Origin of the sequence: Azospirillum lipoferum 4B, from assembly GCF_000283655.1 — a bacterium.
Classification (GTDB): domain Bacteria; phylum Pseudomonadota; class Alphaproteobacteria; order Azospirillales; family Azospirillaceae; genus Azospirillum; species Azospirillum lipoferum_C.
The window spans coordinates 501,811-522,500 of sequence record NC_016585.1 but is presented as its reverse complement, the minus strand read 5'-3'; the positions used below and the strand labels follow the sequence as shown (position 1 = coordinate 522,500).

Here is a 20,690-nt window from a genome sequence, read left to right as displayed (position 1 = left end):
AAGGCGGAGGCCGGGTGGTCGTAGACCTCCGCCGGGGTGCCGATCTGCTCGATCCGGCCCTGGTTCATCACCACCACGCGGTCGGCCAGTTCCAGCGCCTCCTCCTGATCGTGGGTGACGAAGACGGAGGTGATGTGGATGTCGTCATGCAGCTTGCGCAGCCAGCGCCGCAATTCCTTGCGAACCTTGGCGTCGAGCGCGCCGAAGGGCTCGTCGAGCAGCAGCACCTTGGGCTCGATGGCCAGAGCGCGGGCGAGCGCCACGCGCTGGCGCTGGCCGCCCGACAGCTGCGCCGGGTAACGGCCGGCGAAGGGCGACAGTTGCACCAGTTCCAGCAGCTCGGTCACGCGCCGGCGGATCTCGGCGCTGCCCAGGCGCTGGCCGCGTGGACGCACCTTCAACCCGAAGGCGACGTTTTCGAACACGGTCATGTGCCGGAACAGGGCGTAGTGCTGGAAGACGAAGCCGACCTGCCGGTCGCGCGGCTTCAGCCCGAGCGCCTCCTCCCCGTTCAGCAGAAGCCCACCCGCATCGGGGCTTTCCAGCCCGGCCATGATGCGCAGAAGCGTCGTCTTGCCCGAGCCGGACGGGCCGAGCAGGGCCAGAAGCTCCCCCGACTTCACCTCCAGATCGATTGAATCCAGTGCGGTGAAATCGTTGAAGCGCTTGGTGATTCCTGAAACCTGGATCGCCATCGGTCGCGTTGTCCTCTCCAGAATCCGGCGATCAGTGCCGGGCCGCCGCCAGCTCGTCCCCGAATCGCCACTCCAGCGCGGTCTTCACGACCAGCGTGACCAGGGCCAGCATGGCCAGGAGCGAGGCGACCGCGAAGGCGGCGACGAAATTGTATTCGTTATAGAGAATCTCGACATGCAGCGGCATCGTGTTGGTCTCGCCCCGGATATGGCCGGAGACGACGGACACCGCGCCGAACTCGCCCATCGCGCGGGCGTTGCACAGCAGCACGCCATAGAGCAGCGCCCACTTGATGTTGGGCAGCGTGACCCGCCGGAAGGTCTGCCAGCCGGAGGCCCCCAGAACCAGCGCCGCTTCCTCCTCGTCGGAGCCCTGTTCCTGCATCAGCGGGATCAGTTCGCGCGCCACGAAGGGGAAGGTGACGAAGACGGTGGCAAGCACCAGCCCCGGCACCGCGAAGATGATCTGGACGCCCATGTCGCGCAGATGGGTGCCGAACAGGCCGTTCATCCCGAACAGCAGCACAAAGATCAGGCCCGAGATCACCGGCGAGACGGAGAAGGGCAGGTCGATCAGCGTGATCAGCAGGTTCTTGCCGCGGAAGTCGAACTTGGCGATGCACCAGGACGCGGCGACGCCGAACAGCAGGTTGGCCGGCACCGAGATGGCGGCGACGATCAGCGTCAGTTGGATCGCGGCGACGGCATCCGGTTCGACCAGCGCCGTCCAGTAGGCGTCGAACCCGCGGCGCAGCGCCTCGACGAACACCGCCACCAGGGGCAGCAGCAGGAACAGCGCCAGGAACAGCAGGGCTCCCCCGATCAGCGCGGCGCGGACCCAGGCGGGTTCGTTCAGGGCCGATTGCGCGGGCGGCATGGGCATGGAGGCCGGCGCGGAAATACCGGTGCGGGCCGGGATCTCAGCGGGCATGGCGCGACCTCATCCACTGCTGCAGAAGGTTGAGGATCAGGAGCATGACGAAGGAGACGCCCAGCATGGCAGTGCCGACCGCGGCGGCGCCGGCATAGTCGTACTGCTCCAGCTTGATGACGATCAGCAGCGGCAGGATCTCGGTCAGGCCGGGCATGTTGCCGGCGATGAAGATGACCGACCCGTATTCACCGACGCCACGGGCGAAGGACAGCGCAAAGCCGGTCACCAGCGCCGGCAGGACCGCCGGCAGGATCACGCTGCGGAAGGTCTGGAAGCGCGAGGCGCCGAGGGAGGCCGCGGCCTCCTCCTCCTCCGCCGGCAGGTCCTGCAGGATCGGCTGGACGGTGCGGACGACGAAGGGAAGGCCGATGAAGGTCAAAGCGATGGCGATGCCCAGCGGCGTGAAGGCGACCTTCAGGCCGAACAGCTCGTTCAGCGGCCTGCCCAGCCAGCCGTTCGGTGCATAAAGCGCGCTGAGCGCGATGCCGGCCACCGCGGTCGGCAGGGCGAAGGGCAGATCGACCAGCGCGTCGACCAGCCGCTTGCCGGGAAAGTCGTAGCGCACCAGCACCCAGGCCACCAGAAAGCCGAACACCGCGTTGGTCAGCGCCGCGGCGAAGGAGAGGCCGAAACTGACCTCGAACGCGGCGATCACCCGGGGCGTGGTCACCGCCGACCAGAAGCCGCTCCACCCCAGACCGCTGGCCCGCAGGATCAGGGCGGCCAGCGGAATCAGCACGATGAAGCCGAGATAGGTGAGCGTGAAGCCCAGCGTCAGCCCGAAACCCGGAAGCACGCTCGGCTTTCGGAAGAGGGGCTTCCGGAAGAGGGGAACCGGCGCGCGGACCGTCACCGCGCCACCCTTTCCCGCCGGAGCGCCGTCGCTGCCGGCAGCGGCGACCATGGATCAGCGCCCCTTCTGGAAGATCTGGTCGAAGACACCACCGTCGGAGAAATGCTTCTCTTGCGCGGCACGCCAGCCCCCGAATTGGTCGATTGTGACCAGCTTAACATCGGCAAATCGACCCGCATACCGGGTCGCGAGCTCCGGAAGTCGCGGGCGGTAATAGTTCTTGGCCGCGATCTCCTGCCCTTCACGGGTGTAGAGGAATTGCAGGTAGGCCTCGGCCACCTTGCGGGTTCCCTTGCGGTCGACGACCTTGTCGACGACGGCGACCGGCGGCTCGGCCAGGATCGACAGGCTGGGCACCACGATCTCGAACTTGTCGGCGCCGAATTCCTGCAGCGACAGATAGGCCTCGTTCTCCCAGGCCAGCAGGACGTCGCCGATCTCCCGCTGGGTGAAGGTCACGGTGGAACCGCGGGCGCCGCTGTCCAGGACCGGGACGTTCTTCAGCAGTTGCGACACGAATTCCTTGGCCTTGCCCTCGTCGCCGCCATTCGCCTGCAGGGCGTAGGCCCAGGCGGCCAGATAGTTCCAGCGGGCGCCGCCGGAGGTCTTCGGGTTCGGCGTGACGACCTGGACGCCCGGCTTCACCAGATCGTTCCAGTCCTTGATCCCCTTCGGGTTCCCCTTCTTCACCAGGAACACGATGGTCGAGGTGTAGGGGGCGCTGTTGTTCGGCAGGCGGGTCTGCCAGTCCTTCGGCAGCAGGCCGGCATCGGCGATGGCGTCGATGTCGTATCCCAGCGCCAGGGTCACGATGTCGGCGTCCAGCCCGTCGATGACCGACCGTGCCTGTTTGCCGGAGCCGCCATGCGACTGGCGCACGGTCAGGGCACGGCCGGTCTCCGCCTCCCACTTTCTGGCGAATGCCTTGTTGAACTCGACATAGAATTCCCGCGTGGGATCGTAGGAAACGTTCAGCAGCGTATCCTTGGAACCGGCTGCGGCAACACCCAGCCAGGCCATCGTCAGGCCGGCGGCGAGAAGGGTGAGGCGGCGAAGCGGCATCGTGGGGGTCTCCTTCCGTGTTTCCTGTATTGCACGAAATTCTTTAGTGGTATCCGTGTCGTTTTTTCTATTGCTGCTATAGAGTTTGCCCATAGGCGCGTTGCTTGGGAAGTGGTTTTTTCGCGTTTGTCCGCAGGAAAATTGCGGATGGCGATCAACCCTATGGCGTTAAAGCGGAAAGCTCCTCCGGCGACCTCGTTCGGCACGCCATGGCGGACGCTGCGCCGGATGGGGAACCGCATCCGGAACCGGCAACTTTGCCAGCCCTGCCCTGTTGATTACCGACAGATCGACGAATTCAGGAGCACACACGATGGCTGGCCCTTTCCGGAAAGTAGGCACTGAACTCCCGAAGGCCGGCACCTCGCGGGGCTTGGGTCGTCCCGCCATGTGGACAATTCTGGGCATCCTCGCGGTCATGGCCCTGCTGCTGCTGTTCTTCCCGACCTGGTGACGGGGCGGCCGGCGGGGAGGACGCCATGCTGGTCTATGGCGACCGGGACACCAGCGAGGATCCGCGCCGCACCATCGCACGGCTGGAACAGGGGCTTACCCGTGTCGCCCGGCTCGGCCGCGGAGCGGAGCGGCACGGCGCCCTGGTAACGTTGTTCATCGAAGCGGCGGAACTGGCGCAGGGTCTTGCGGATTGGGAATTCCACAGCAACGGCGAGGATGATTGCACGCCGTTGCAGCAGGCGGCCATGACGATTGTCATGGACCTCGCCCATCGCGTCGCCCGGTCCTGGCGGCCGGTGGAGCGGCAGGAAACCGCGGTTCCGCTCGACCCGCATCCTCTGGAAAGCCTCGCCGCTTTCCCCCTGCCGGTCATGATCCGCATGCGGCGGGCAGAGGGCTATGCCTTCTACAGCCTTTATCCCGAAGCCTACCTGGAGGCCGCAACGAAATTGCCACCGAGCTTTTCCGCCGGCCCGGTGGTGATCGGTCTGCGCAGCATCGGCACCGGACTGGCGGCTTTGGCGTCAGTGGCGCTGAAATCCTGTCCACCGATAACGCTGCGCCCGGTGGGGCATCCGTTCCGGCGGGAATTGCGGATCTCGAACCGGCTGCGCGCCAGGATGATGGCGGATCCAAGCACCGGTTACGTCATCGTGGACGAAGGGCCGGGGCTGTCCGGCAGTTCCTTCGGCGCGGTGGCCGACTGGCTTGAAGCACAGGGCGTCGCCGCGGACCGGATCGCCTTCCTGCCCGGCCATGGCGGCGAGCTCGGCCCCCAGGCATCCGAGCAGCACCGCCGGCGCTGGGCCGCGGCAGCGCGCCCGGTGGTCGATTTCGATTCGCTGTTCCGGTCGGGCGACGGGCCGTTCCCACCACTGGAGCGCTGGTTCGAGGATTTGCTCGGCCCGCCAATCGAACCGCTGGAAGACCTGTCGGGCGGGGCGTGGCGGCGGATGCACAACTCCACCGGCTCCCTCCCGGCCAATCCACGGCAGGAGCGCCGGAAGTTCCTTCTGCGCACCGGCAGCGGCCCGTGGCTGCTGAAGTTCGCCGGCCTGGGCCGGGCCGGGGCGGACCTGCTTGAACGCGCCCGTACGCTCCATGCTGCGGGTTTCACCCCCGAACCGGCGGGTCTGCGCCATGGCTTCCTTGCCGAACGCTGGCTGGAGGATGCCCGCCCGCTGACGGATGTTGCGCCGGGAGCCGTGGACCGCCTCGCCGATTATCTCACCTTCCGCGCCCGGCATCTGCCGGCCCTTCCGGGCTCCGGCGCACCCCTGCCCGACCTGTTGACCATGGCCCGCACCAATGTCGCGGAGGCGCTGGGCAGCGATGCCGCCATGGTGCTGGACCGCTGGACGCCGGACCGGCTCGCCGGGTTGGAGACCGCCATACGGCGCGTGGTCACCGACAACCGGTTGCATCGCTGGGAATGGCTGCGGCTGCCGGACGGGCGCCTGATGAAGGCCGATGCGCTGGACCATGCCGCCGCGCATGACCTGATCGGTTGCCAGGATGTCGCCTGGGATGTGGCCGGCGGCATCGTGGAGTTCGACCTGTCCGATGCGCAGGCGCGCACCCTGTGCCGCGCGGTTGACGCAGCCGTGGGGCTGGACCGGCGGCTGCTGGAGTTCCTCCTGCCCTGCTACATCGCCTTCCAGATCGGCTATTGGACCTTCGCCATGGGCAGCGATCCATCCGCCGCGGCCGAACGCCGGCGCTACGAAGACAAGTGGCGCCGCAGGGGTGGCAAGGTCGCCGTCCAATCGTCAGCCCCGTTTGGGGTAGCGCCTGCGTCGAAGGGCAGCAGACCGGCAAACGGGCTTTCCAAGGCTTGAGCATACTAATATATTGCAATCGGTGCCGCAGCCTGCCCCATATTTTGCCGCACGGCCGCTTCCAGTGACCGTTCCATGGGGCAGCTTCCGGATGCTCCACTCGGACCGAAGGCCCGCCATGCTATTATGGCCGGCGGCTTCCTTTCCGTCCTGCGGATGCTCCCCCCTTATCGAGACCTGCAAACGGGACCTGGATATGACCTTGCCCTGCCAAGCGGTCCTGTTCGACTTCGACGGAGTGATCGTCGACTCGAACGCGATCAAGCTTGAAGCCTTTCTCAGCCTGTACCGCGGGCATGGCCCGGAGGTGGACCGGGCAATCGCCGATTTCTACCACCGCAATGGCGGGTTGCCGCGGGGGCAGATGCTCCACCACTTCGACCGGGAATTGCTGGGTCTGCCGCGGGACGAGACGCGGATCGAGGACATGGTCCGGCGCGTCGGCGCGATGGTGGAAGACGCCGTCACCGCCTGCGAGGAGATCCCCGGCGCGCTCGACTTCATTCGCCGCAATGGCGAGCGGCACCCGCTGTTCATCGCCTCCGGCACGCCGGAGACGGAACTGCGGCGTATCGTGGAGCGCCGCGGCTGGACGCCGCTGTTCGCCGAGGTCGCCGGCAGCCCCCGCCACAAGACCATCGTCGTCGCCGACCTGATCGCCCGCCACGGCATCGACACCAGCCGCAGCGTCTTCGTCGGCGACGCCCTGACCGACCTGGAGGCGGCGCAGACCAACGGCCTGCCCTTCATCGGCATCGTCCGCCCCGGTGCGGAGACTGTCTTTCCCGCCGGAACCCACATCGAACCCGACCTGACCGCGCTGGAAAGCGCCATCGCGACGGTTCTGGGCCGGGCGTGAGCATTCCGCGCCGAGGCAATCGCATTTGACCGGCTGTTTCCCATGAGAGAACATCTGTCATCCCCGCGCTGGCTCTATCGGATGCACAGATCTCGCATTTGCGAAAGGACAGCAGCCTTTGGCAGCGAGTGGCCCTTCTCCCCTTGCGGGAGAAGGGTTGGGATGAGGGGTGCGGCAGGCCGAAGGCCAGGGAAATTCAGTTTGCGCCCCCTCACCCCAACCCCTCTCCCGCGAGGGGAGAGGGGCTGTCCTCAATGCCAAGCTGCACGTCATTTCGCAAGTGCGAGATCTGTGTATCCCATAGCGCGCAGGCGGGGATGACGAGATTCCTTGCGTGCGCTCATGCTCGCCAGATGCGATTTCCCTGATCTGTCGACGCGGAACAACCGGCCGTCGGCCACGATCCCGGTCGGTTCTATCCGCCATACTGACGGCTCCTGACGCGAGCTGGTCAGGATCAAGAGCTTCGAAGGCAAGGGCAATCCCCCACCTCACGCCCCGAAGCTTCGCAAAGTTTCCCAGCCTTACCACCCGCCCCCTGCGGCATACTGTCCGCACCGTCGTGAAAATGCCGAAGCGGTTTGCCTTCGGCTCTAATATATTAGTATAATAATACCACGATGCTTCCGGTGAGGCCCAAACCATGACCGCGGACCCATTGGAAACGGCACTGCTCCTGCGCGTCGTGATGATCCTGGGGCTGCTGCTTCTCGGTTTTCTGTAATTTCTTCCACGGGGATGCCTGGACCATGGCGACCTACACCGACTTAAAGCGCGACGATTACCGCGCCACCATCGACGGCAAGCCGGTGGACCTGTTCACCCTGCGCAACGGCCGGGGCATGGTGGTGCGGATCACCAATTACGGCGCCAAGATCGAACAGATCCTGGTTCCCGACCGCGACGGCACGCTGGGCGACGTCGTCCAGGGCTATGACACCATCGATGGCGCGATGGGCGGCCAGCCCTCCATGGGCTCCTTCATCGGGCGCTACTGCGGGCGCATCGACGGCGGACGCTTCACGCTGGACGGCGTGGAGCATCAGGCTTCGGTCAACAGCCCGCCCAACACCGTGCATGGCGGCCAGCGCGGTTCGCGCTTCCGCGTCTTCGACGCCCGACAGTTGGACGAATCCAGCCTGGAGCTGACCTACGTCTTCCAGGACGGCGAGGAAGGCTTCCCCGGCACCCTGCCGGTGCGGCTGGTCTATTCGGTCGGCGACGACAACGCCCTGACCATCGCCTGGACCGCTGTGGCGGCCGACAAGACCACCATCGCCAACTTCACCGACCACACCTTCTTCAACCTGTCGGGCGATCTCGGATCGTCCATCCTCGACCATGTCGCCACCGTCCATGCCGGCCGCTATCTGGCGCTCAGCGACACCGCGGTGCCGACCGGCGAGGTGGTGGACGTCACCGGCACACCGCTGGACTTCCGTACCCCGGCGGCCTTCGGCGACCGCATCGACGCCGACGACCGCATGCTGGCGCTCGGCAAGGGCTATGACCTGCACTATGTGATCGACAAGCCGGCATCCGGTTCGGCGCCGGCGCTGCAGGCCCGCATCCTCCACCCCGGCAGCGGCCGGACGCTGGAGGTGCTGTCGACCGAGCCCGGCCTTCAGCTCTACACCGGCAATTTCCTGGAGGGCAAAGCCCCCCGCGACGTCGGCAAGGGCGGCACGCTCTACACCAAACACAGCGCCTTCTGCGCCGAACCGTCGAAATTCCCGAACTCCGTCAACATTCCCTCCTTCCCCTCGACCGTGCTGCGCCCCGGCCAATGGTATGCCGGGTCCATCGTCTACCGGTTCGGGGTGGCCTGAGGCGGCGACGCCGCCCGCCCCCCTTCCTGTCCCGCACGGCCACCATCTTCTCTTCGGAGCCTGTTACCCCATGAGCACTGCCAAGCCGATCCGCCGTTACCGGCAGACGAAAATCGTCGCCACGCTGGGTCCGTCCTCCTCCTCGCCCGCGATGATCCGCCGCCTGTTCGAAACCGGCGTCGACGTCTTCCGCCTGAACTTCAGCCACGGCAGCCACGAGGACCATGGCGAGCGCGTCCGCGCCATCCGCGCGCTGGAGGAGGAGACCGGCCGCCCCATCGCCATCATGGCCGACCTGCAGGGACCGAAGCTGCGGCTCGGCCGCTTCGCCGACGGTCCGGTGACGCTCACCGCCGGCCAGTCCTTCTGCCTCGACCTGCTGTCGGAGCCGGGTGACGCCCGCCGGGTCGGCATGCCGCATCCGGAGATCTTCGCCGCCCTGGTGCCGGACGCCGAACTGCTGCTGGACGACGGCAAGGTGCGGCTGCGGGTGACCGCCTGCGGTGCCGACTTCGCCGAGACCGTGGTGGTTTCCGGCACGAAGCTGTCCGACCGCAAGGGCGTCAACGTCCCCGGCGTGGTGCTGCCGCTGTCGCCGCTGACCGCCAAGGACCGCGCCGACCTCGACTTCGCCCTCGACCAGGGGGTCGATTGGGTGGCGCTCAGCTTCGTCCAGCGTCCCGAGGACGTGGCCGAGGCGCGCAAGCTGATCGGCGGCCGCGCCGCCCTGCTGTCCAAGCTGGAGAAGCCGCAGGCGATCCAGCATCTCGACCGCATCGTCGAGATGTCGGACGGCGTCATGGTGGCCCGCGGCGACCTGGGCGTGGAAATGCCGCCGGAGGATGTGCCGTCGATCCAGAAGCGCATCGTGCATGCCGCCCGTCTGGCCGGCAAGCCGGTGATCGTCGCCACCCAGATGCTGGAATCGATGATCTCCGCCCCCGCCCCGACCCGTGCCGAGGCCTCCGACGTCGCTACAGCGGTGTTCGACGGCGCCGATGCGGTCATGCTGTCGGCGGAAACCGCGTCGGGCGAGTATCCGATCGAAGCGGTGGCCATCATGGACCGCATCGCCCGGCGGGTCGAAGGCGACACGCTGTATCGCACCATGATGGACGCGCAGCACGCCGATCCGGAGCAGACCGCGTCCGACGCCATCACCGCCGCCGCCCGTCAGGTCGCCCACACCATCAAGGCGGCGGCCATCGCGACCTATACCAGCAGCGGCTCCACCACGCTCAGGGCCGCCCGCGAACGGCCGGAGGTGCCGATCCTCTGCATGACCGAAAAGGCCGCCATCGCCCGCCGCCTCGTGCTGGCCTATGGCGTCCACGCCGTGCTGACCGAGGATGTGCAGAATTTCTCCGACATGGTGCACAAGGCCGCCCGTCTGGCCTTCGTCCATGGGTTGGCCGAGGAAGGGCAGCGGCTGGTCATCACCGCCGGCGTTCCCTTCGGCATGCCGGGATCGACCAACATCCTGCGCATCGCCTGGGTCGAGGCGCCGAGCCGCCAGGACCGCGAGCGCGATAGCCTCGCCCGCCAGACGATGGAGCTTACCGAAGCCTGATCGGCAGCAGGGCGGGCGGCAGACCCTGCGGCCCGCTGAACCCGCAACACCTTCCGGCGCCGGCTGTTCTGGTACGGGAATGCGTCCCGCCAGGACACCGACCCGGAGGATACCCATGGCAAAGACCACCACCGACCACGACGAGATCCGCCGCTGGGCCGAAAGCCACGGCGGCAAGCCCGCTGTCGTCCGCAGCACCCATGACGAAGACGGCGGCAAGAACCGCAAGACCGGCGTCGGCCTGCTGCGCCTGATGTTCCCCAAGGCCCGCCAATCCGACCATGGCGAGTTGGAGGAAATCGACTGGAACGAATTCTTCCAGCAGTTCGAGGACTCTCAGCTGGCGCTGCTCTATGAAGAGGGCTCCAACTTCAACAAGCTGATCGGCCGCGATACCGCCGAGAAGCGCGAACATGGCGACCACAAGGCGGCACGGCACTGACGGACTGCCCGGCGGCGGCCGTCAGTCCAAATCCAGCAGCGGACCGAAGGCCTCCTCCAGGCTGGTGCGGTGGAGGTTGAGCTTTGCCGGGTTCCCGGGGGTCAGGTTCACGGCACGGATCAGGCGGCGCAGCACCCGGCCGTCGGCCACATCGACGTCGATGATGTTGATGCAGCCGTAATCCTGTTCGAAGGCCGACAAGGCGGACAGCCCGGCCCCGCAGGCCCAGGACAGCAGCATGCGGTTCACGCCGTCATGGGCGGCCAGCGCCAGATGGGTCCAGCCGGGTTCCAGCACCAGCGCCTCGATGGCCGGCACCACCCGGTCACGGACCGCGGCGAAGCCGTCGCCGCCGGCAAAGCTGCCCTCTTCCGTCGCCGCATCGAAGCCGTAGACATAGGCGGCCTCGCGCTTCTCCTTCGGAACGCCGGCCAGCCGCCCGGCGCGGATTTCCAGGAAGGCCGGATGGTCCTCCACCGCCAGCCCATGCGGTTCGGCGACCAGTTCCGCCGTCTGCCGCGTCCGGGCGAGGCCGGAACAGAGCACGCGGTCGAGCGGCACGGCGGAGAGCAGCCGGCCGGCCGCCCGCGCCTCTTCCCGTCCGCGCTCGGTCAGGGCGGCCAGCTTCGGGTTCAACGGCTTGCCATCGGCATCGTAATAGGCGACATGGCCGTGGCGCAGCAGATACAGCCGCCGCCGCGCGACGGTGCCGTCCAGCGGGGCGAACAGGCTCATCTTACCGATCCCGGCGCATCGGATCGGGACGTTTCCGCCGCCAGCCGCTTCGGATTGCTCACCGCCAGCCTCGCCCGCGTGATGTCCTTCAGCACCGCCCGCAATGCCTGCTGCCGCTCGGGAGAATCGAACCGTCCGGCGTCGATGTCGGTGCAGAGCCGGGGCAGCAGCGCCCGCAGATCGCCCTTGGCATCGATGAGCTTCCCCACCGCGTCGGCAAGCTCCGCGTCGGCCTTGCCGCCGGCCGCCAGTTCCCGTTCGGCCACGCCGAGCGCGTTGGCGATCATCAGCGCGGTGAAGCGCTGGTCGGCCGGGATCACCGGCAGGATCGACTCGCGGAAACTGCGCAGCGCGATGGCGACGAGGTCGCCGGCCTTGGAATCGTCGTTGATCATAGGAAAACTCCGCGCGCCGCGACGGCGTCCAGGTGCAGCAACAGGTCCATTTCGATCTCCGGCAGCATCCGCCCGGTCAGCGCCAGTTCCAGCGACGGTTCGGTGCCGGAGATGTGGCGATTGGCCTGCTGGATGGCGATGACCGCCCAGCGCATGCAGGCCGCCGCTTCCCAATAGGCGACGGCATGCGGGTCCACCCGGCGGCCGGCGGTTTCCTCATAGCCCGCATAGAAATCGGCGCGGTCGGCAATGCCGCCGGCCTCGCGGTCGTTGCGGCCGAAGCGCCAGCAGGCGGCGCAGAACCAGCCCAGATCCTCCATCGGGTCGGACCAGCCCGCGAACTCCCAATCGATGATCGCGGACAGCTGGCCGCCCTTGACCATGTAGTTGCCGGTGCGGTAATCGCGGTGGCACAGCACGAGATCGCCCACCGGCGGCGCGTTCCGCTCCAGCCAGCGCAGGCCATAGGTCAGAACCGGATCGGTCACGGCATAGCGCCCGGCCCAGCGGCGGAAATCGTGGGCGGCCTGCAACGCCGCCGTCGGTTCGGGCAGGGCCAGGAACTCCAGCCCCGCGGTTCCCGGCCGCACGCGGTGGATCAAGCCGAGCTGACGCCCGAGTTCGCGAGCCAGATCGCGTTGCGGCTCCTCGCTCTTGACGATGCGGAATCCGGCGGCGATGCCCGCCGCCCGCCGCATGATGTAGAAGGGCGCGCCCAGCATCGCCGGGTCCGATCCGACGAACAGCGGCTCCGGAACCGTGGCGCCGGCCGCGAAGACGGCGCCGAGAACCGCCGCCTCCTGCACCTTGCCGAGGCTGGCCGACACGCCGGAGGCGGAGCCGGTGCGCAGCACGCAGGCATGGCTGCCGTCCAGCCGCCCCCCGTCAATATCCAGCGTCACCGCCAGATTGAGCGAGATGGCGCCGCCGCTGAGCCGCCCCTCCTCCGTCACCGTCACGGACTTGGCGCCGGCCTGCCCGGCCAGCCAGGATTCCAGCGCCGCCTTGCGCTCCGCGGTCAGGCCGGTGTCGCCGCCGCTCATCGCCAGCCCCAGAAATCGTCACCCTCGGCCAGATAGCTGCGGCTCAGCACCATCTTGTGGACCTCCGACGCGCCGTCTACCAGTTTGGCCTGACGGGCGTAGCGGTAGATCCATTCCAGCACCGTGTCCTTGGAATAGCCGCGCGCGCCGCAGAGCTGGATCGCCGTGTCCGCCGCCTTGAACAGGGTGTCGGCGACCTGCACCTTGGCCATCGACACCTCCTTGCGGGCATAGCTGCCGCTGTCCAGCGCATGGGCGGCCTTCATGGTCAGCAGCCGGCCGATCTCGATCTGCATCGCCGTCTCGCCCAGCATCCACTGCACGCCCTCATGTTCGGCCAGCGGCATGCCGAAGCTCTCGCGCTCCTTCACGTAAGCCGCGGCGATCTCCAGGCAGCGCTTGGCAAGGCCGGTCCAGCGCATGCAGTGGGTCAGCCGCGCCGGCCCCAGGCGGATCTGCGTCGCCTTCAGCCCGTCGCCGACCTTCATCAGCACGTTCTCGTCCGCGATCTCCAGCCCGTCGAAGATCAGCTCGCAATGGCCGCCATGCTCCTCCGGCCCCATGATGGGGATGCGGCGCTCGATGTGCCAGCCGGGCTGGTCCTTGTCGAACAGGAAGGCGGTCAGCCCCTTGCGCGGATCGTCGGACGTGCGGGCCATCAGGATGAAATGCTGCGCCGCGTCGGCCCCGGTGATGAACCACTTGCGCCCGGTGACGACCCAACGGTCGCCCTTGCGCTCCGCCCTGGTCTTCATCATCGACGGGTCGGAGCCGCCGCCGGGATGCGGTTCGGTCATGGCGAAGGCGCTGCGCACCCGGCCCTCGACGATGGGGGCGAGCCAGCGCTCCTTCTGGGCCGGCGTGCCGACCATGCTCAAGAGCCGCATGTTGCCGTCGTCGGGGGCGGCGGCGTTGAAGCAGACCGGGCCGAAGATGGAGCGGTTCATCTCCTCGTAGCAGGCGGCGACGCCGACCATCGGCAGGCCCTGCCCGCCCACCTCCTTCGGCAGTTGCAGCGTCCACAGGCCAGCGGCCTTCGCCTTGGCGCGCAAGGTCGCCAGGGGGGCGTCGGCGATGTTCTCATGCTCGTCCCAGTTGGCGCGGTCGGCCTCGACCGGGAGGATCTCCTCCTCGACGAAGGCGCGCACCCGGCGGCGGGTGTCGTCCAGCTCCGGGGGAAGGGTGAAGTCCATGGAACGGCTCCGTTCACTAGAGGGAGGACACCAGATGGCCACCATCGACGGCGAGGACCGATCCGGTCATGTAGGCGCCGGCATCCGACGCCAGCAGCAGAAGCGGCCCGTCCAGATCGGCCAGCCGACCGAGCCGGCGCTGCGGGATGCGCTTGACCAGCGCCTTGCCGGCGTCGCTGGCGAAGAAATCGGCGTTCAGTTCGGTCTCGACATAGCCGGGGCAGAGCGCGTTGACGCGGATGCCGTGGCGGGCCAGTTCCAGCGCCATCGCCTTGGTCAGATGCACCAGCCCGCCCTTTGCGGCGATGTAGGACGACACATGGCCGGCAACCCGCATGCCGAGGATCGACGCGATGTTGACGATGGCCCCGCCCCGACCTCCGCCCTGCGCGTCGTCGCGCATGCGCTGCGCCACCGCGCGGGCGACGCGGGCGCAGCCGGTCAGGTTGGTGTCGATCACCCGGTCCCACTCCTCCTCGCTCATGTCGAGGAAGGGGCGGGTTGCGGTCACGCCGGCATTGTTGACCAGAATGTCGATGCGGCCGTGCCCGTCCCAGGCCTGCGCCACCGCCGCGGAGACGGAGCCGGCATCGGTGACGTCCATCGCGACGACCTGGGCGGTGCCGCCGGCGGCCTCGATAGCGGCCTTCGTCTCGGCCAGCGCGTCGGTGCGCCGGGCGGCCAGCGCCACGCGGGCACCCGCCTTCGCCAGGACCCCGGCGAAATGGCGGCCCAGGCCGCTCGACGCGCCGGTGACCAGCGCCGTCCTGCCGGTCAGGTCGATGGTGAAGCTCATGCTTCCTCCGGTGATTGGGCCGTGGTTGGGATTTTTGGTGGGCGGCGCCGCAGGCGCTCCGAACAGCGAGCTTGAAAAAACGAGCGAGCGCTCGCTTTATATTCCTGACGGCCGTCTTGTGCAAGAACGATTAGCGTCACGAACGATAGGACCCGACCACATGAGCAGCTTTCAGGAGTTCCAGGCCCGGCACGATCTGTCGATGGAGGCGCTGTGCGCCCGCATCCTGGAACGCCATGCCGCGACGATCCGGGTGAAGAAGCCGGCGGTCGCCATCGCCAACCTCGCGCGCATCGTGGAGACGACGCTGACGCTGGCGAACCGCAAGGGCTTCCATTCCATGAGCCTGCGCGACCTGACCGAACAGTCGGGGCTGAGCATGGGCGCGCTGTACGCCTATTTCGACAGCAAGGACACGCTGCTGATGATGATCCTGGGTCAGGTCGTCGGCGTGGTGGAGGAGGTGCTGGACAACCCGCCGGAAGCACTTGCGACCGATCCCGCCGGCCGGCTGCGCTGGCTTTTGAAAACGCACCTCTACCTGACCGAGGCGATGCACCCCTGGTTCGTCTTCGCCTACATGGAGGCGAAGGCATTCTCGAAGGAAGGGCGCGAATTGGCCGTCAGCAGCGAGATGATGACGGAATCGATGATCGCCGATGCGCTGGCCGACGGCGTGGCCTGCGGGCTGTTCGCGGTGCCGGACGTGACGATGGCGGCAGTCCTTATCAAGCCGATGCTTCAGGACTGGTACGTGAAGCGCGCCAAGCACCGCCGCCGCGGCGTCACCCCGGATCTCTACGCCGAGCAGCTGATCGCCTTCGTCGAGGCGGCGGTGGGATCGAGGAGGGTCCAGGCGGCGGGGCGCTGATCCTAAGATGTCGTCTGTTAAAGCCCCTCTCCCCTTGTGGGAGAGGGGTTGGGGTGAGGGGGAGCAAGTTAGATTTCCAACGGCCTGCGGCCGCAGCACCCCTCATCCCAACCCGCGGGTCGGCAAAACGCCGTTGGCGTTTGGCCGATCCCGCCCCGCAAGGGGAGAAGGGCATTCGTAACCGCAATGTGGCTGCTCGGACCTGAGTACGATATCTTTGGTCCGACTTACTTCACCAGCGGGCAGCCACCCTTGTCCATCGGGCGGTAGGCCTCATCGCCCGGGATGGTGGTCAACACCTTGTAATAATCCCAAGGCCCCTTGGATTCGGCCGGGGTCTTCACCTGCATCAGGTACATGTCGTGGACCATGCGGCCGTCGGCGCGCAGCTTGCCGCCCTTGGCGAAGGCGTCGTTCACCGGCGTCGCACGCATCTTCTCCATCACCGCCTTGGCCTCGTCGGTGCCGGCGGCCTCGATGGCCTTCAGGTAATGGCGCACGGCGGAATAGCTGCCGGTCTGGATCATGCTGGGCATCTTGCCGGTCTTCGCCATATAGGCCTTGGCGAAGGCGCGGGCATCGTCGTCGCGGTCGGCGTTCCAGCCATCCATCAGCACCAGCCCCTGCGCCGCCTGCAGCCCGAGGGAATGCACGTCCGTCGGGAACATCAGCAGGCTCGCCAGGGTCTGGCCGCCCTGCGGCAGGCCGAACTCCTGCGCCTGCTTGATCGAGTTTGCAGTATCGCCGCCGGCATTGGCGAGCGCGATGACCTTCGCCCCCGACCCCTGCGCCTGCAGCAGGTAGGAGGAGAAGTCGGCGGTGTTCAGCGGATGCCGGACGGAGCCGGTGACCTTGGCGCCGTTGGCCTTCAGCACCTCGGTCAGCGACTGCTCCAGCGCATGGCCGAAGGCGTAGTCCACGGTCAGGAAGTGCCAGCTGTCGCCCAGGATCTTGGCGCCCGCCTTGCCCATGCCCTGGGCCAGCGCATAGGTGTCGTAGGTCCAGTGCGCCGTGGTCGGCGAACAGGCCTCGCCGGTCAGCTGCGCCGCTCCGCCGCCGGAGATCAGGAAGATGCGGTTCTTGCGCTTGGTGATGTCCTGCACCGCCAGCGCGACGGAGGAGGTGGGGACGTCGACGATGACGTCCACCTGCTCGGTGTCGATCCACTTGTTCACCAGCGACGCGCCGATGTCCGGCTTGTTCTGGTGGTCGGCGAAGATCACCTCCACCCGCCTGCCGGCGACCTTGCCGCCCATCTCCTCCACCGCCATCCGCACCGCCTCGACCGAGCCCATGCCGGTCGGGTCGGCATAGACGCCGGTCATGTCGTTCAGGACGGCGATCTTGACCTTGTCGTCCGAGATCTGAGCCTGTGCAGCCCCGGCGATCAGTGCGGCGGAACAGACACCGGCGGCCAGAATCCAGCGTTTCATGGATGTTTCCTCCCTGTTGGTTTGTTTTATCGGTCGGTCAGAAGGCGACGTTGTCGCCGCCCTTGGTCTGCAGCATCGCCCGCGCCTCCTCCGGCGTGGCGATCTCCAGGCTCAACTCTTCGAGGATGCGGCGGATCTTGGCGACCTGTTCGGCGTTGGAGGTCGCCAGCTTGCCCCGGCCGGCATAGAGGCTGTCCTCCAACCCGACGCGGACATTGCCGCCGAGGATGGCGCTCAGCGTGACGAAGGACATCTGGTGGCGCCCGGCGGCCAGCACCGACAGGTAATAGTCGTTGCCGAACAGCCGGTCGGCGGTGGCCTTCATGTGCATCAGGTTTTCCGGGTCCGGGCCGATGCCGCCGAGGATGCCGAAGATGCATTGCGTGAAGAAGGGCGGCTTGACGATGCCGCGGTCGGCGAAATGGGCCAGATTGTAAAGGTGGCCGACGTCGTAGCACTCGAACTCGAACCGGGTGCCGACGTCGCCAAGCTCACGCATGCCGCGCTCGATCTGGGCGAAGGTGTTGGACAGGATGAAGTCGGTGGTGGACTCCAGATAAGGCTTCTCCCAGTCGTGCTTGAAGCTGCCGAACTTCGCCGCGGCGCCGGAGATGTTGAAGTTCATCGACCCCATGTTCATCGACGCCACTTCCGGCTGGGCCCGCTTCGCCGCGGCCAGCCGCTCGTCCAGCGTCATGCCCAGCCCGCCGCCGGTGGTGATGTTCAGGATGGCGGCGGTCTGCTGCTTGATGCGCGGCAGGAACTCCATGAACAGGTCCGGCGAGGGCGAGGGCTTGCCCGTCTCGGGATCGCGGGCATGCAGGTGGAGCATCGCCGCACCGGCCTCCGCCGCCGCCACGGCGTCGCGGGCGATCTCGTCCGGCGTGACCGGCAGATGCAGTGACATGGTCGGCGTGTGGATCGAACCGGTCACCGCGCAGGTGATGATGACCTTGTCGGCGCGCTTCATGGGTGTCTCCTCCCTCGTTGTTCGTGATGTCGAGGCCGATTGGCGGCAGGCAGGCACGATGGCGACGGAGGCGCGTCGGGACCTGTCAGGTTGGCGGGCGTCCGTCTCCGGACGATGCGGCCTTGCCCAGTCCGTTCATCAGCAGGTCGATGCATTGGCCGGCGATGTCGTGGGCGCTGAGACCGCCGTTCGGTTGGTACCAGCGGGCGATCCAGCTGAGGGCACCCGCCACGGTGAAGGCGGCGATCTTCGGATCGCAGGGGGCGATGCTGCCCTCCTCGATGCCGCGTTCGATCAGGCGGCGGAACTTGCGGTCGATGCTGCGCTTCAGGGATCGCAGCGTGCGGCGGCTTTCCTCCGTCAGCGGCTCCTCGCCGACGCGGATCACGCACATGCCGAAATCCATGGTGACGATCTCGGCATATTTGCGCATCACCGCGATCAGTTCGTCATAGGTGCTGCCATCATGGCCGCTCACGTCGTTCGAGGCCTCGTCGAGCATCTCCAGCCCGATGCGCACGCATTCGAACAGGATTTCCTCCTTGTTCCGGACGTAATAATAGATGGTCGGCTTGGTGACGTTCAGCCGCCGCGCGATGTCGTCCAGCGAGGTGTTGTGATAGCCCATCTCGTTGAAGGCCCGCGCCGCCGTCCGCAGCACGGCGACGCGCTTCGCCTCCCGCTCCGTCTGGCGGTCGGCCGATGCCTTCCAAGGCGATTCGCTGTCTAAAGAATCCTGCATCGCGTCATCACTCCGTTCCGGCACGCGCTCATCCCCCAGCCTTTGCATTCCCCTCCGCCAATGTCCATCGCCCCGAAAGCCGCCGCCGCAGCCATGGCCGATTGATCGCCACACGCACTGTTGACCAGCGCATCGATCTGCCCCATCCTACTCACAAGTAACATGCCTTCCAACAAGTATGTTGAGGGCGCAAACAATGAGGGAGGAGGAACGCATGGACAGCATCGCCACGGCCCGGACCGACAGCATCGGCGCGGCGCTCGCCCGCAGCGCCCGGCGCAACGCCACGCGGACCGCCCTGACCTACGAGGAGCGGGACTGGAGCTTTTCCGGACTGCACCGTGCCGCGCTGCGGGTGGCGCGGCGGCTGGGCGACCTCGGCATGCGTCCCGGCGACCGGGTGGCGGCCTATGGCCGCAATTCCGACGCCTATGTGATCGCCTGGCTCGGCTGCGCCGTCGGCGGCTTCATCCATGTGCCGATCAACTACGCCCTCACGGGGGAGGAGCTGTCCTATATCGTCGAGCAGTCGGGCGCCCGCATGCTGCTGCACGACCCCGACCTCGCCGCGAACCTGGAGGGCGTGCGCGCCGCCGGCCGGGTGGAGCGGTTCGGCACGCTGACGGGCGGTGATGCCGGCGGCCTGGACATCCTCGCGGTGGCGCTCGACGAAACGGCCCCGGCGGAAGTCGATGCGGCGGTTCGCGCCGACGATGTGGCGCAGCTTCTCTACACCTCTGGCACCACGGCGGCGCCGAAGGGGGCGATGATGACGCATGGCGCGCTGCTGGCGGAGTATCAGAGCTGCATCTACAGCTGCCGCCTGGACCAGGACGACCGCTCGCTGGCCGCCTTGCCGCTCTATCATTCGGCGCAGATGCATGTGTTCGTCATGCCGCAGCTGCTGATCGGGACGACGACACGGCTGATCCAGGCCCCGGCGCTGAAGCGCTGCCTGGAGCTGATCGAGCGCCACGGCATCACCTCCTTCTTCGCGCCGCCGACGGTGTGGGTCGGGCTGCTGCGCCATGCCGATTTCGACGCGCACGACCTGTCCTCGCTTCGCAAGCTCTATTACGGCGCCTCGATCATGCCGGTGCCGGTGCTGCAGGAGTTGCGCCAGCGCCTGCCCAACGCCCAGGCCTTCAACTGCTATGGCCAGAGCGAGATCGGGCCGCTCGCCACCGTCCTGCGGCCGGAGGAGCATGAGGCGCGCCCCGCCTCCGCCGGGCGTCCGGTGCTGAATGTCGAGACGCGGGTCGTCGATCCCGACATGAACGATGTGCCGCCGGGCACCCATGGCGAGATCGTCCACCGTTCCCCCCAGCTGATGGTCGGCTATTGGGGCAAGGAGCAGGAAACGGCGGAGGCCTTCACCGGCGGCTGGTTCCATTCCGGCGACGTCGGCTATTTCGACGAGGAGGGCTATCTCTTTATCGTCGACCGCATCAAGGACGTCATCAACACCGGCGGCGTCCTGGTCGCCAGCCGCGAGGTGGAGGAAGCGATCTACACCCATCCGGCGGTGGCGGAGGTGGCGGTGGTCGCCCTGCCCGACCCGAAATGGATCGAGGCGATCAGCGCCTTCGTCGTGCTGCGCGATGGCCAGACCGCGACGGAGGAGGAGCTGGTCGCCCATGTCCGCCAACATCTGGCCCATTTCAAGGTGCCCAAGCGGATCGAGTTCCTCGATACCTTGCCCCGCAACACCGCCGGCAAGCTGCTGAAGCGCGAACTGCGCAAGTCCCACAGCGCCTGAGCGTCTTTATCGGTGGATATCGCGTTTGATGTTCACGCGCTGCGAAAGCCCTTCTCCCCTTGTGGGCTATGGCATTCACACATCTCGCCTCTGCGAAATGACGGCAACCACAGGCGGTGAAGGCCCTTCTCCCCTCGCGGGAGAAGGGTTGGGATGAGGGGTGCGACCGGCTGAAAGCCCGTGGAAATCAAGTTTCCGCCCCTCACCCCAACCCC

Annotated in this window: 19 protein-coding genes (1 of these 19 running past the window's edge); 7 read left to right on the top strand and 12 right to left on the bottom strand. The window is 67.2% G+C overall.

The features are described from left to right. The 4 genes in view from AZOLI_RS16170 to AZOLI_RS16155 are tightly spaced (at most 37 nt apart) and all read right to left on the bottom strand, a layout consistent with a single transcriptional unit that may run on beyond the window. Window positions 1-695, bottom strand: the 5' portion of a protein-coding gene (locus tag AZOLI_RS16170; protein ID WP_014188239.1) for a sulfate/molybdate ABC transporter ATP-binding protein. 343 nt of this gene lie to the left of the window's left edge; the window shows 695 of its 1,038 coding nt (coding positions 1-695); its start codon is at window positions 693-695; the stop codon falls past the left edge of the window. Between the two features lie 31 nt (window positions 696-726). Then, window positions 727-1,578 (bottom strand): sulfate ABC transporter permease subunit CysW, encoded by an 852-nt coding sequence (cysW, locus tag AZOLI_RS16165; protein WP_085938486.1) that lies wholly within the window; start codon window positions 1,576-1,578, stop codon window positions 727-729. A gap of 37 nt (window positions 1,579-1,615) precedes the next feature. Then, a complete protein-coding gene (gene cysT, locus AZOLI_RS16160) occupies window positions 1,616-2,533 on the bottom strand; it encodes a sulfate ABC transporter permease subunit CysT (RefSeq protein WP_014188237.1) in 918 nt (305 codons plus the stop codon). Window positions 2,534-2,536: 3 nt separating this feature from the next. Further along, window positions 2,537-3,544 (bottom strand): sulfate ABC transporter substrate-binding protein, encoded by a 1,008-nt coding sequence (locus tag AZOLI_RS16155; protein ID WP_014188236.1) that lies wholly within the window; start codon window positions 3,542-3,544, stop codon window positions 2,537-2,539. 479 nt (window positions 3,545-4,023) lie between these two features. On the opposite strand from AZOLI_RS16155, the gene AZOLI_RS16150 reads away from it, so the two are divergent. The 5 genes from AZOLI_RS16150 to AZOLI_RS16130 all read left to right on the top strand — a co-directional run bounded on the left by AZOLI_RS16150 (window position 4,024) and on the right by AZOLI_RS16130 (window position 10,538). Beyond that, a complete protein-coding gene (locus AZOLI_RS16150) occupies window positions 4,024-5,838 on the top strand; it encodes a hypothetical protein (protein WP_014188235.1) in 1,815 nt (604 codons plus the stop codon). Window positions 5,839-6,034: 196 nt separating this feature from the next. Beyond that, on the top strand, window positions 6,035-6,697 hold the full coding sequence (locus AZOLI_RS16145; RefSeq protein WP_014188234.1) for an HAD family hydrolase: 663 nt from the start codon (window positions 6,035-6,037) through the stop codon (window positions 6,695-6,697). Window positions 6,698-7,446: 749 nt separating this feature from the next. After that, window positions 7,447-8,526, top strand: a complete 1,080-nt coding sequence (locus AZOLI_RS16140; protein ID WP_014188233.1) for an aldose epimerase family protein — start codon at window positions 7,447-7,449, stop codon at window positions 8,524-8,526. 70 nt (window positions 8,527-8,596) lie between these two features. Beyond that, window positions 8,597-10,096, top strand: coding sequence for a pyruvate kinase (gene pyk / locus AZOLI_RS16135; protein ID WP_014188232.1), 1,500 nt, complete (start codon window positions 8,597-8,599; stop codon window positions 10,094-10,096). 115 nt (window positions 10,097-10,211) lie between these two features. Further along, window positions 10,212-10,538, top strand: coding sequence for a hypothetical protein (locus AZOLI_RS16130; RefSeq protein WP_014188231.1), 327 nt, complete (start codon window positions 10,212-10,214; stop codon window positions 10,536-10,538). A gap of 21 nt (window positions 10,539-10,559) precedes the next feature. Here the strand turns inward: AZOLI_RS16130 and AZOLI_RS16125 are convergent, their stop codons facing one another. Genes AZOLI_RS16125 through AZOLI_RS16105 form a run of 5 tightly spaced genes read right to left on the bottom strand, consistent with a single transcriptional unit; the run spans window position 10,560 to window position 14,700 of the window. Beyond that, window positions 10,560-11,273, bottom strand: a complete 714-nt coding sequence (locus AZOLI_RS16125) for a histidine phosphatase family protein (RefSeq protein WP_014188230.1) — start codon at window positions 11,271-11,273, stop codon at window positions 10,560-10,562. Continuing rightward, the gene (locus tag AZOLI_RS16120) at window positions 11,270-11,668 is read right to left on the bottom strand and encodes a DUF6285 domain-containing protein (protein WP_014188229.1); all 399 of its coding nucleotides are present in this window, start codon (window positions 11,666-11,668) and stop codon (window positions 11,270-11,272) included. The genes AZOLI_RS16125 and AZOLI_RS16120 overlap by 4 nt, the downstream gene beginning before the upstream one ends. Continuing rightward, entirely contained in the window at window positions 11,665-12,711 is a 1,047-nt protein-coding gene (locus AZOLI_RS16115) for a phosphotransferase family protein (protein ID WP_014188228.1), read from the bottom strand. The genes AZOLI_RS16120 and AZOLI_RS16115 overlap by 4 nt, the downstream gene beginning before the upstream one ends. After that, window positions 12,708-13,904, bottom strand: coding sequence for an acyl-CoA dehydrogenase family protein (locus AZOLI_RS16110; RefSeq protein WP_014188227.1), 1,197 nt, complete (start codon window positions 13,902-13,904; stop codon window positions 12,708-12,710). Before AZOLI_RS16110 ends, AZOLI_RS16115 begins: the two co-directional genes overlap by 4 nt. A 16-nt stretch (window positions 13,905-13,920) precedes the next feature. Continuing rightward, complete coding sequence (locus AZOLI_RS16105) at window positions 13,921-14,700, bottom strand: glucose 1-dehydrogenase (protein WP_014188226.1); 780 nt, start codon at window positions 14,698-14,700, stop codon at window positions 13,921-13,923. A 160-nt stretch (window positions 14,701-14,860) separates the two neighbouring features. On the opposite strand from AZOLI_RS16105, the gene AZOLI_RS16100 reads away from it, so the two are divergent. Beyond that, window positions 14,861-15,571: a TetR/AcrR family transcriptional regulator gene (locus AZOLI_RS16100; RefSeq protein WP_014188225.1), complete on the top strand. Its 711-nt coding sequence runs from the start codon at window positions 14,861-14,863 to the stop codon at window positions 15,569-15,571. Window positions 15,572-15,798: 227 nt separating this feature from the next. Here the strand turns inward: AZOLI_RS16100 and AZOLI_RS16095 are convergent, their stop codons facing one another. From AZOLI_RS16095 to AZOLI_RS16085, 3 genes are all read right to left on the bottom strand, one after another. Continuing rightward, window positions 15,799-17,004, bottom strand: a complete 1,206-nt coding sequence (locus AZOLI_RS16095; RefSeq protein WP_014188224.1) for an ABC transporter substrate-binding protein — start codon at window positions 17,002-17,004, stop codon at window positions 15,799-15,801. Window positions 17,005-17,041: 37 nt separating this feature from the next. Continuing rightward, window positions 17,042-17,974 carry a 3-keto-5-aminohexanoate cleavage protein gene (locus AZOLI_RS16090; protein ID WP_014188223.1) on the bottom strand — a complete coding sequence of 311 codons (933 nt, stop codon included), beginning with the start codon at window positions 17,972-17,974 and terminating at the stop codon, window positions 17,042-17,044. Between the two features lie 85 nt (window positions 17,975-18,059). Continuing rightward, on the bottom strand, window positions 18,060-18,716 hold the full coding sequence (locus AZOLI_RS16085; protein WP_014188222.1) for a TetR/AcrR family transcriptional regulator: 657 nt from the start codon (window positions 18,714-18,716) through the stop codon (window positions 18,060-18,062). Between the two features lie 214 nt (window positions 18,717-18,930). Between AZOLI_RS16085 and AZOLI_RS16080 the strand changes: the two genes are divergently transcribed. Then, window positions 18,931-20,475, top strand: a complete 1,545-nt coding sequence (locus AZOLI_RS16080) for a fatty acyl-CoA synthetase (RefSeq protein WP_014188221.1) — start codon at window positions 18,931-18,933, stop codon at window positions 20,473-20,475. Window positions 20,476-20,690: the final 215 nt, after the last annotated feature.

Bases quoted from the DNA above. Each gene is read 5' to 3' on its own strand.
- cysW (WP_085938486.1), bottom strand. From the start codon at position 1,578: ATGCCCATGCCGCCCGCGCAATCGGCCCTGAACGAACCCGCCTGGGTC.
- cysT (WP_014188237.1), bottom strand. From the start codon at position 2,533: ATGGTCGCCGCTGCCGGCAGCGACGGCGCTCCGGCGGGAAAGGGTGGC.
- AZOLI_RS16155 (WP_014188236.1), bottom strand. From the start codon at position 3,544: ATGCCGCTTCGCCGCCTCACCCTTCTCGCCGCCGGCCTGACGATGGCC.
- AZOLI_RS16150 (WP_014188235.1), top strand. From the start codon at position 4,024: ATGCTGGTCTATGGCGACCGGGACACCAGCGAGGATCCGCGCCGCACC.
- AZOLI_RS16145 (WP_014188234.1), top strand. From the start codon at position 6,035: ATGACCTTGCCCTGCCAAGCGGTCCTGTTCGACTTCGACGGAGTGATC.
- AZOLI_RS16140 (WP_014188233.1), top strand. From the start codon at position 7,447: ATGGCGACCTACACCGACTTAAAGCGCGACGATTACCGCGCCACCATC.
- pyk (WP_014188232.1), top strand. From the start codon at position 8,597: ATGAGCACTGCCAAGCCGATCCGCCGTTACCGGCAGACGAAAATCGTC.
- AZOLI_RS16130 (WP_014188231.1), top strand. From the start codon at position 10,212: ATGGCAAAGACCACCACCGACCACGACGAGATCCGCCGCTGGGCCGAA.
- AZOLI_RS16125 (WP_014188230.1), bottom strand. From the start codon at position 11,273: ATGAGCCTGTTCGCCCCGCTGGACGGCACCGTCGCGCGGCGGCGGCTG.
- AZOLI_RS16120 (WP_014188229.1), bottom strand. From the start codon at position 11,668: ATGATCAACGACGATTCCAAGGCCGGCGACCTCGTCGCCATCGCGCTG.
- AZOLI_RS16115 (WP_014188228.1), bottom strand. From the start codon at position 12,711: ATGAGCGGCGGCGACACCGGCCTGACCGCGGAGCGCAAGGCGGCGCTG.
- AZOLI_RS16110 (WP_014188227.1), bottom strand. From the start codon at position 13,904: ATGGACTTCACCCTTCCCCCGGAGCTGGACGACACCCGCCGCCGGGTG.
- AZOLI_RS16105 (WP_014188226.1), bottom strand. From the start codon at position 14,700: ATGAGCTTCACCATCGACCTGACCGGCAGGACGGCGCTGGTCACCGGC.
- AZOLI_RS16100 (WP_014188225.1), top strand. From the start codon at position 14,861: ATGAGCAGCTTTCAGGAGTTCCAGGCCCGGCACGATCTGTCGATGGAG.
- AZOLI_RS16095 (WP_014188224.1), bottom strand. From the start codon at position 17,004: ATGAAACGCTGGATTCTGGCCGCCGGTGTCTGTTCCGCCGCACTGATC.
- AZOLI_RS16090 (WP_014188223.1), bottom strand. From the start codon at position 17,974: ATGAAGCGCGCCGACAAGGTCATCATCACCTGCGCGGTGACCGGTTCG.
- AZOLI_RS16085 (WP_014188222.1), bottom strand. From the start codon at position 18,716: ATGCAGGATTCTTTAGACAGCGAATCGCCTTGGAAGGCATCGGCCGAC.
- AZOLI_RS16080 (WP_014188221.1), top strand. From the start codon at position 18,931: ATGGACAGCATCGCCACGGCCCGGACCGACAGCATCGGCGCGGCGCTC.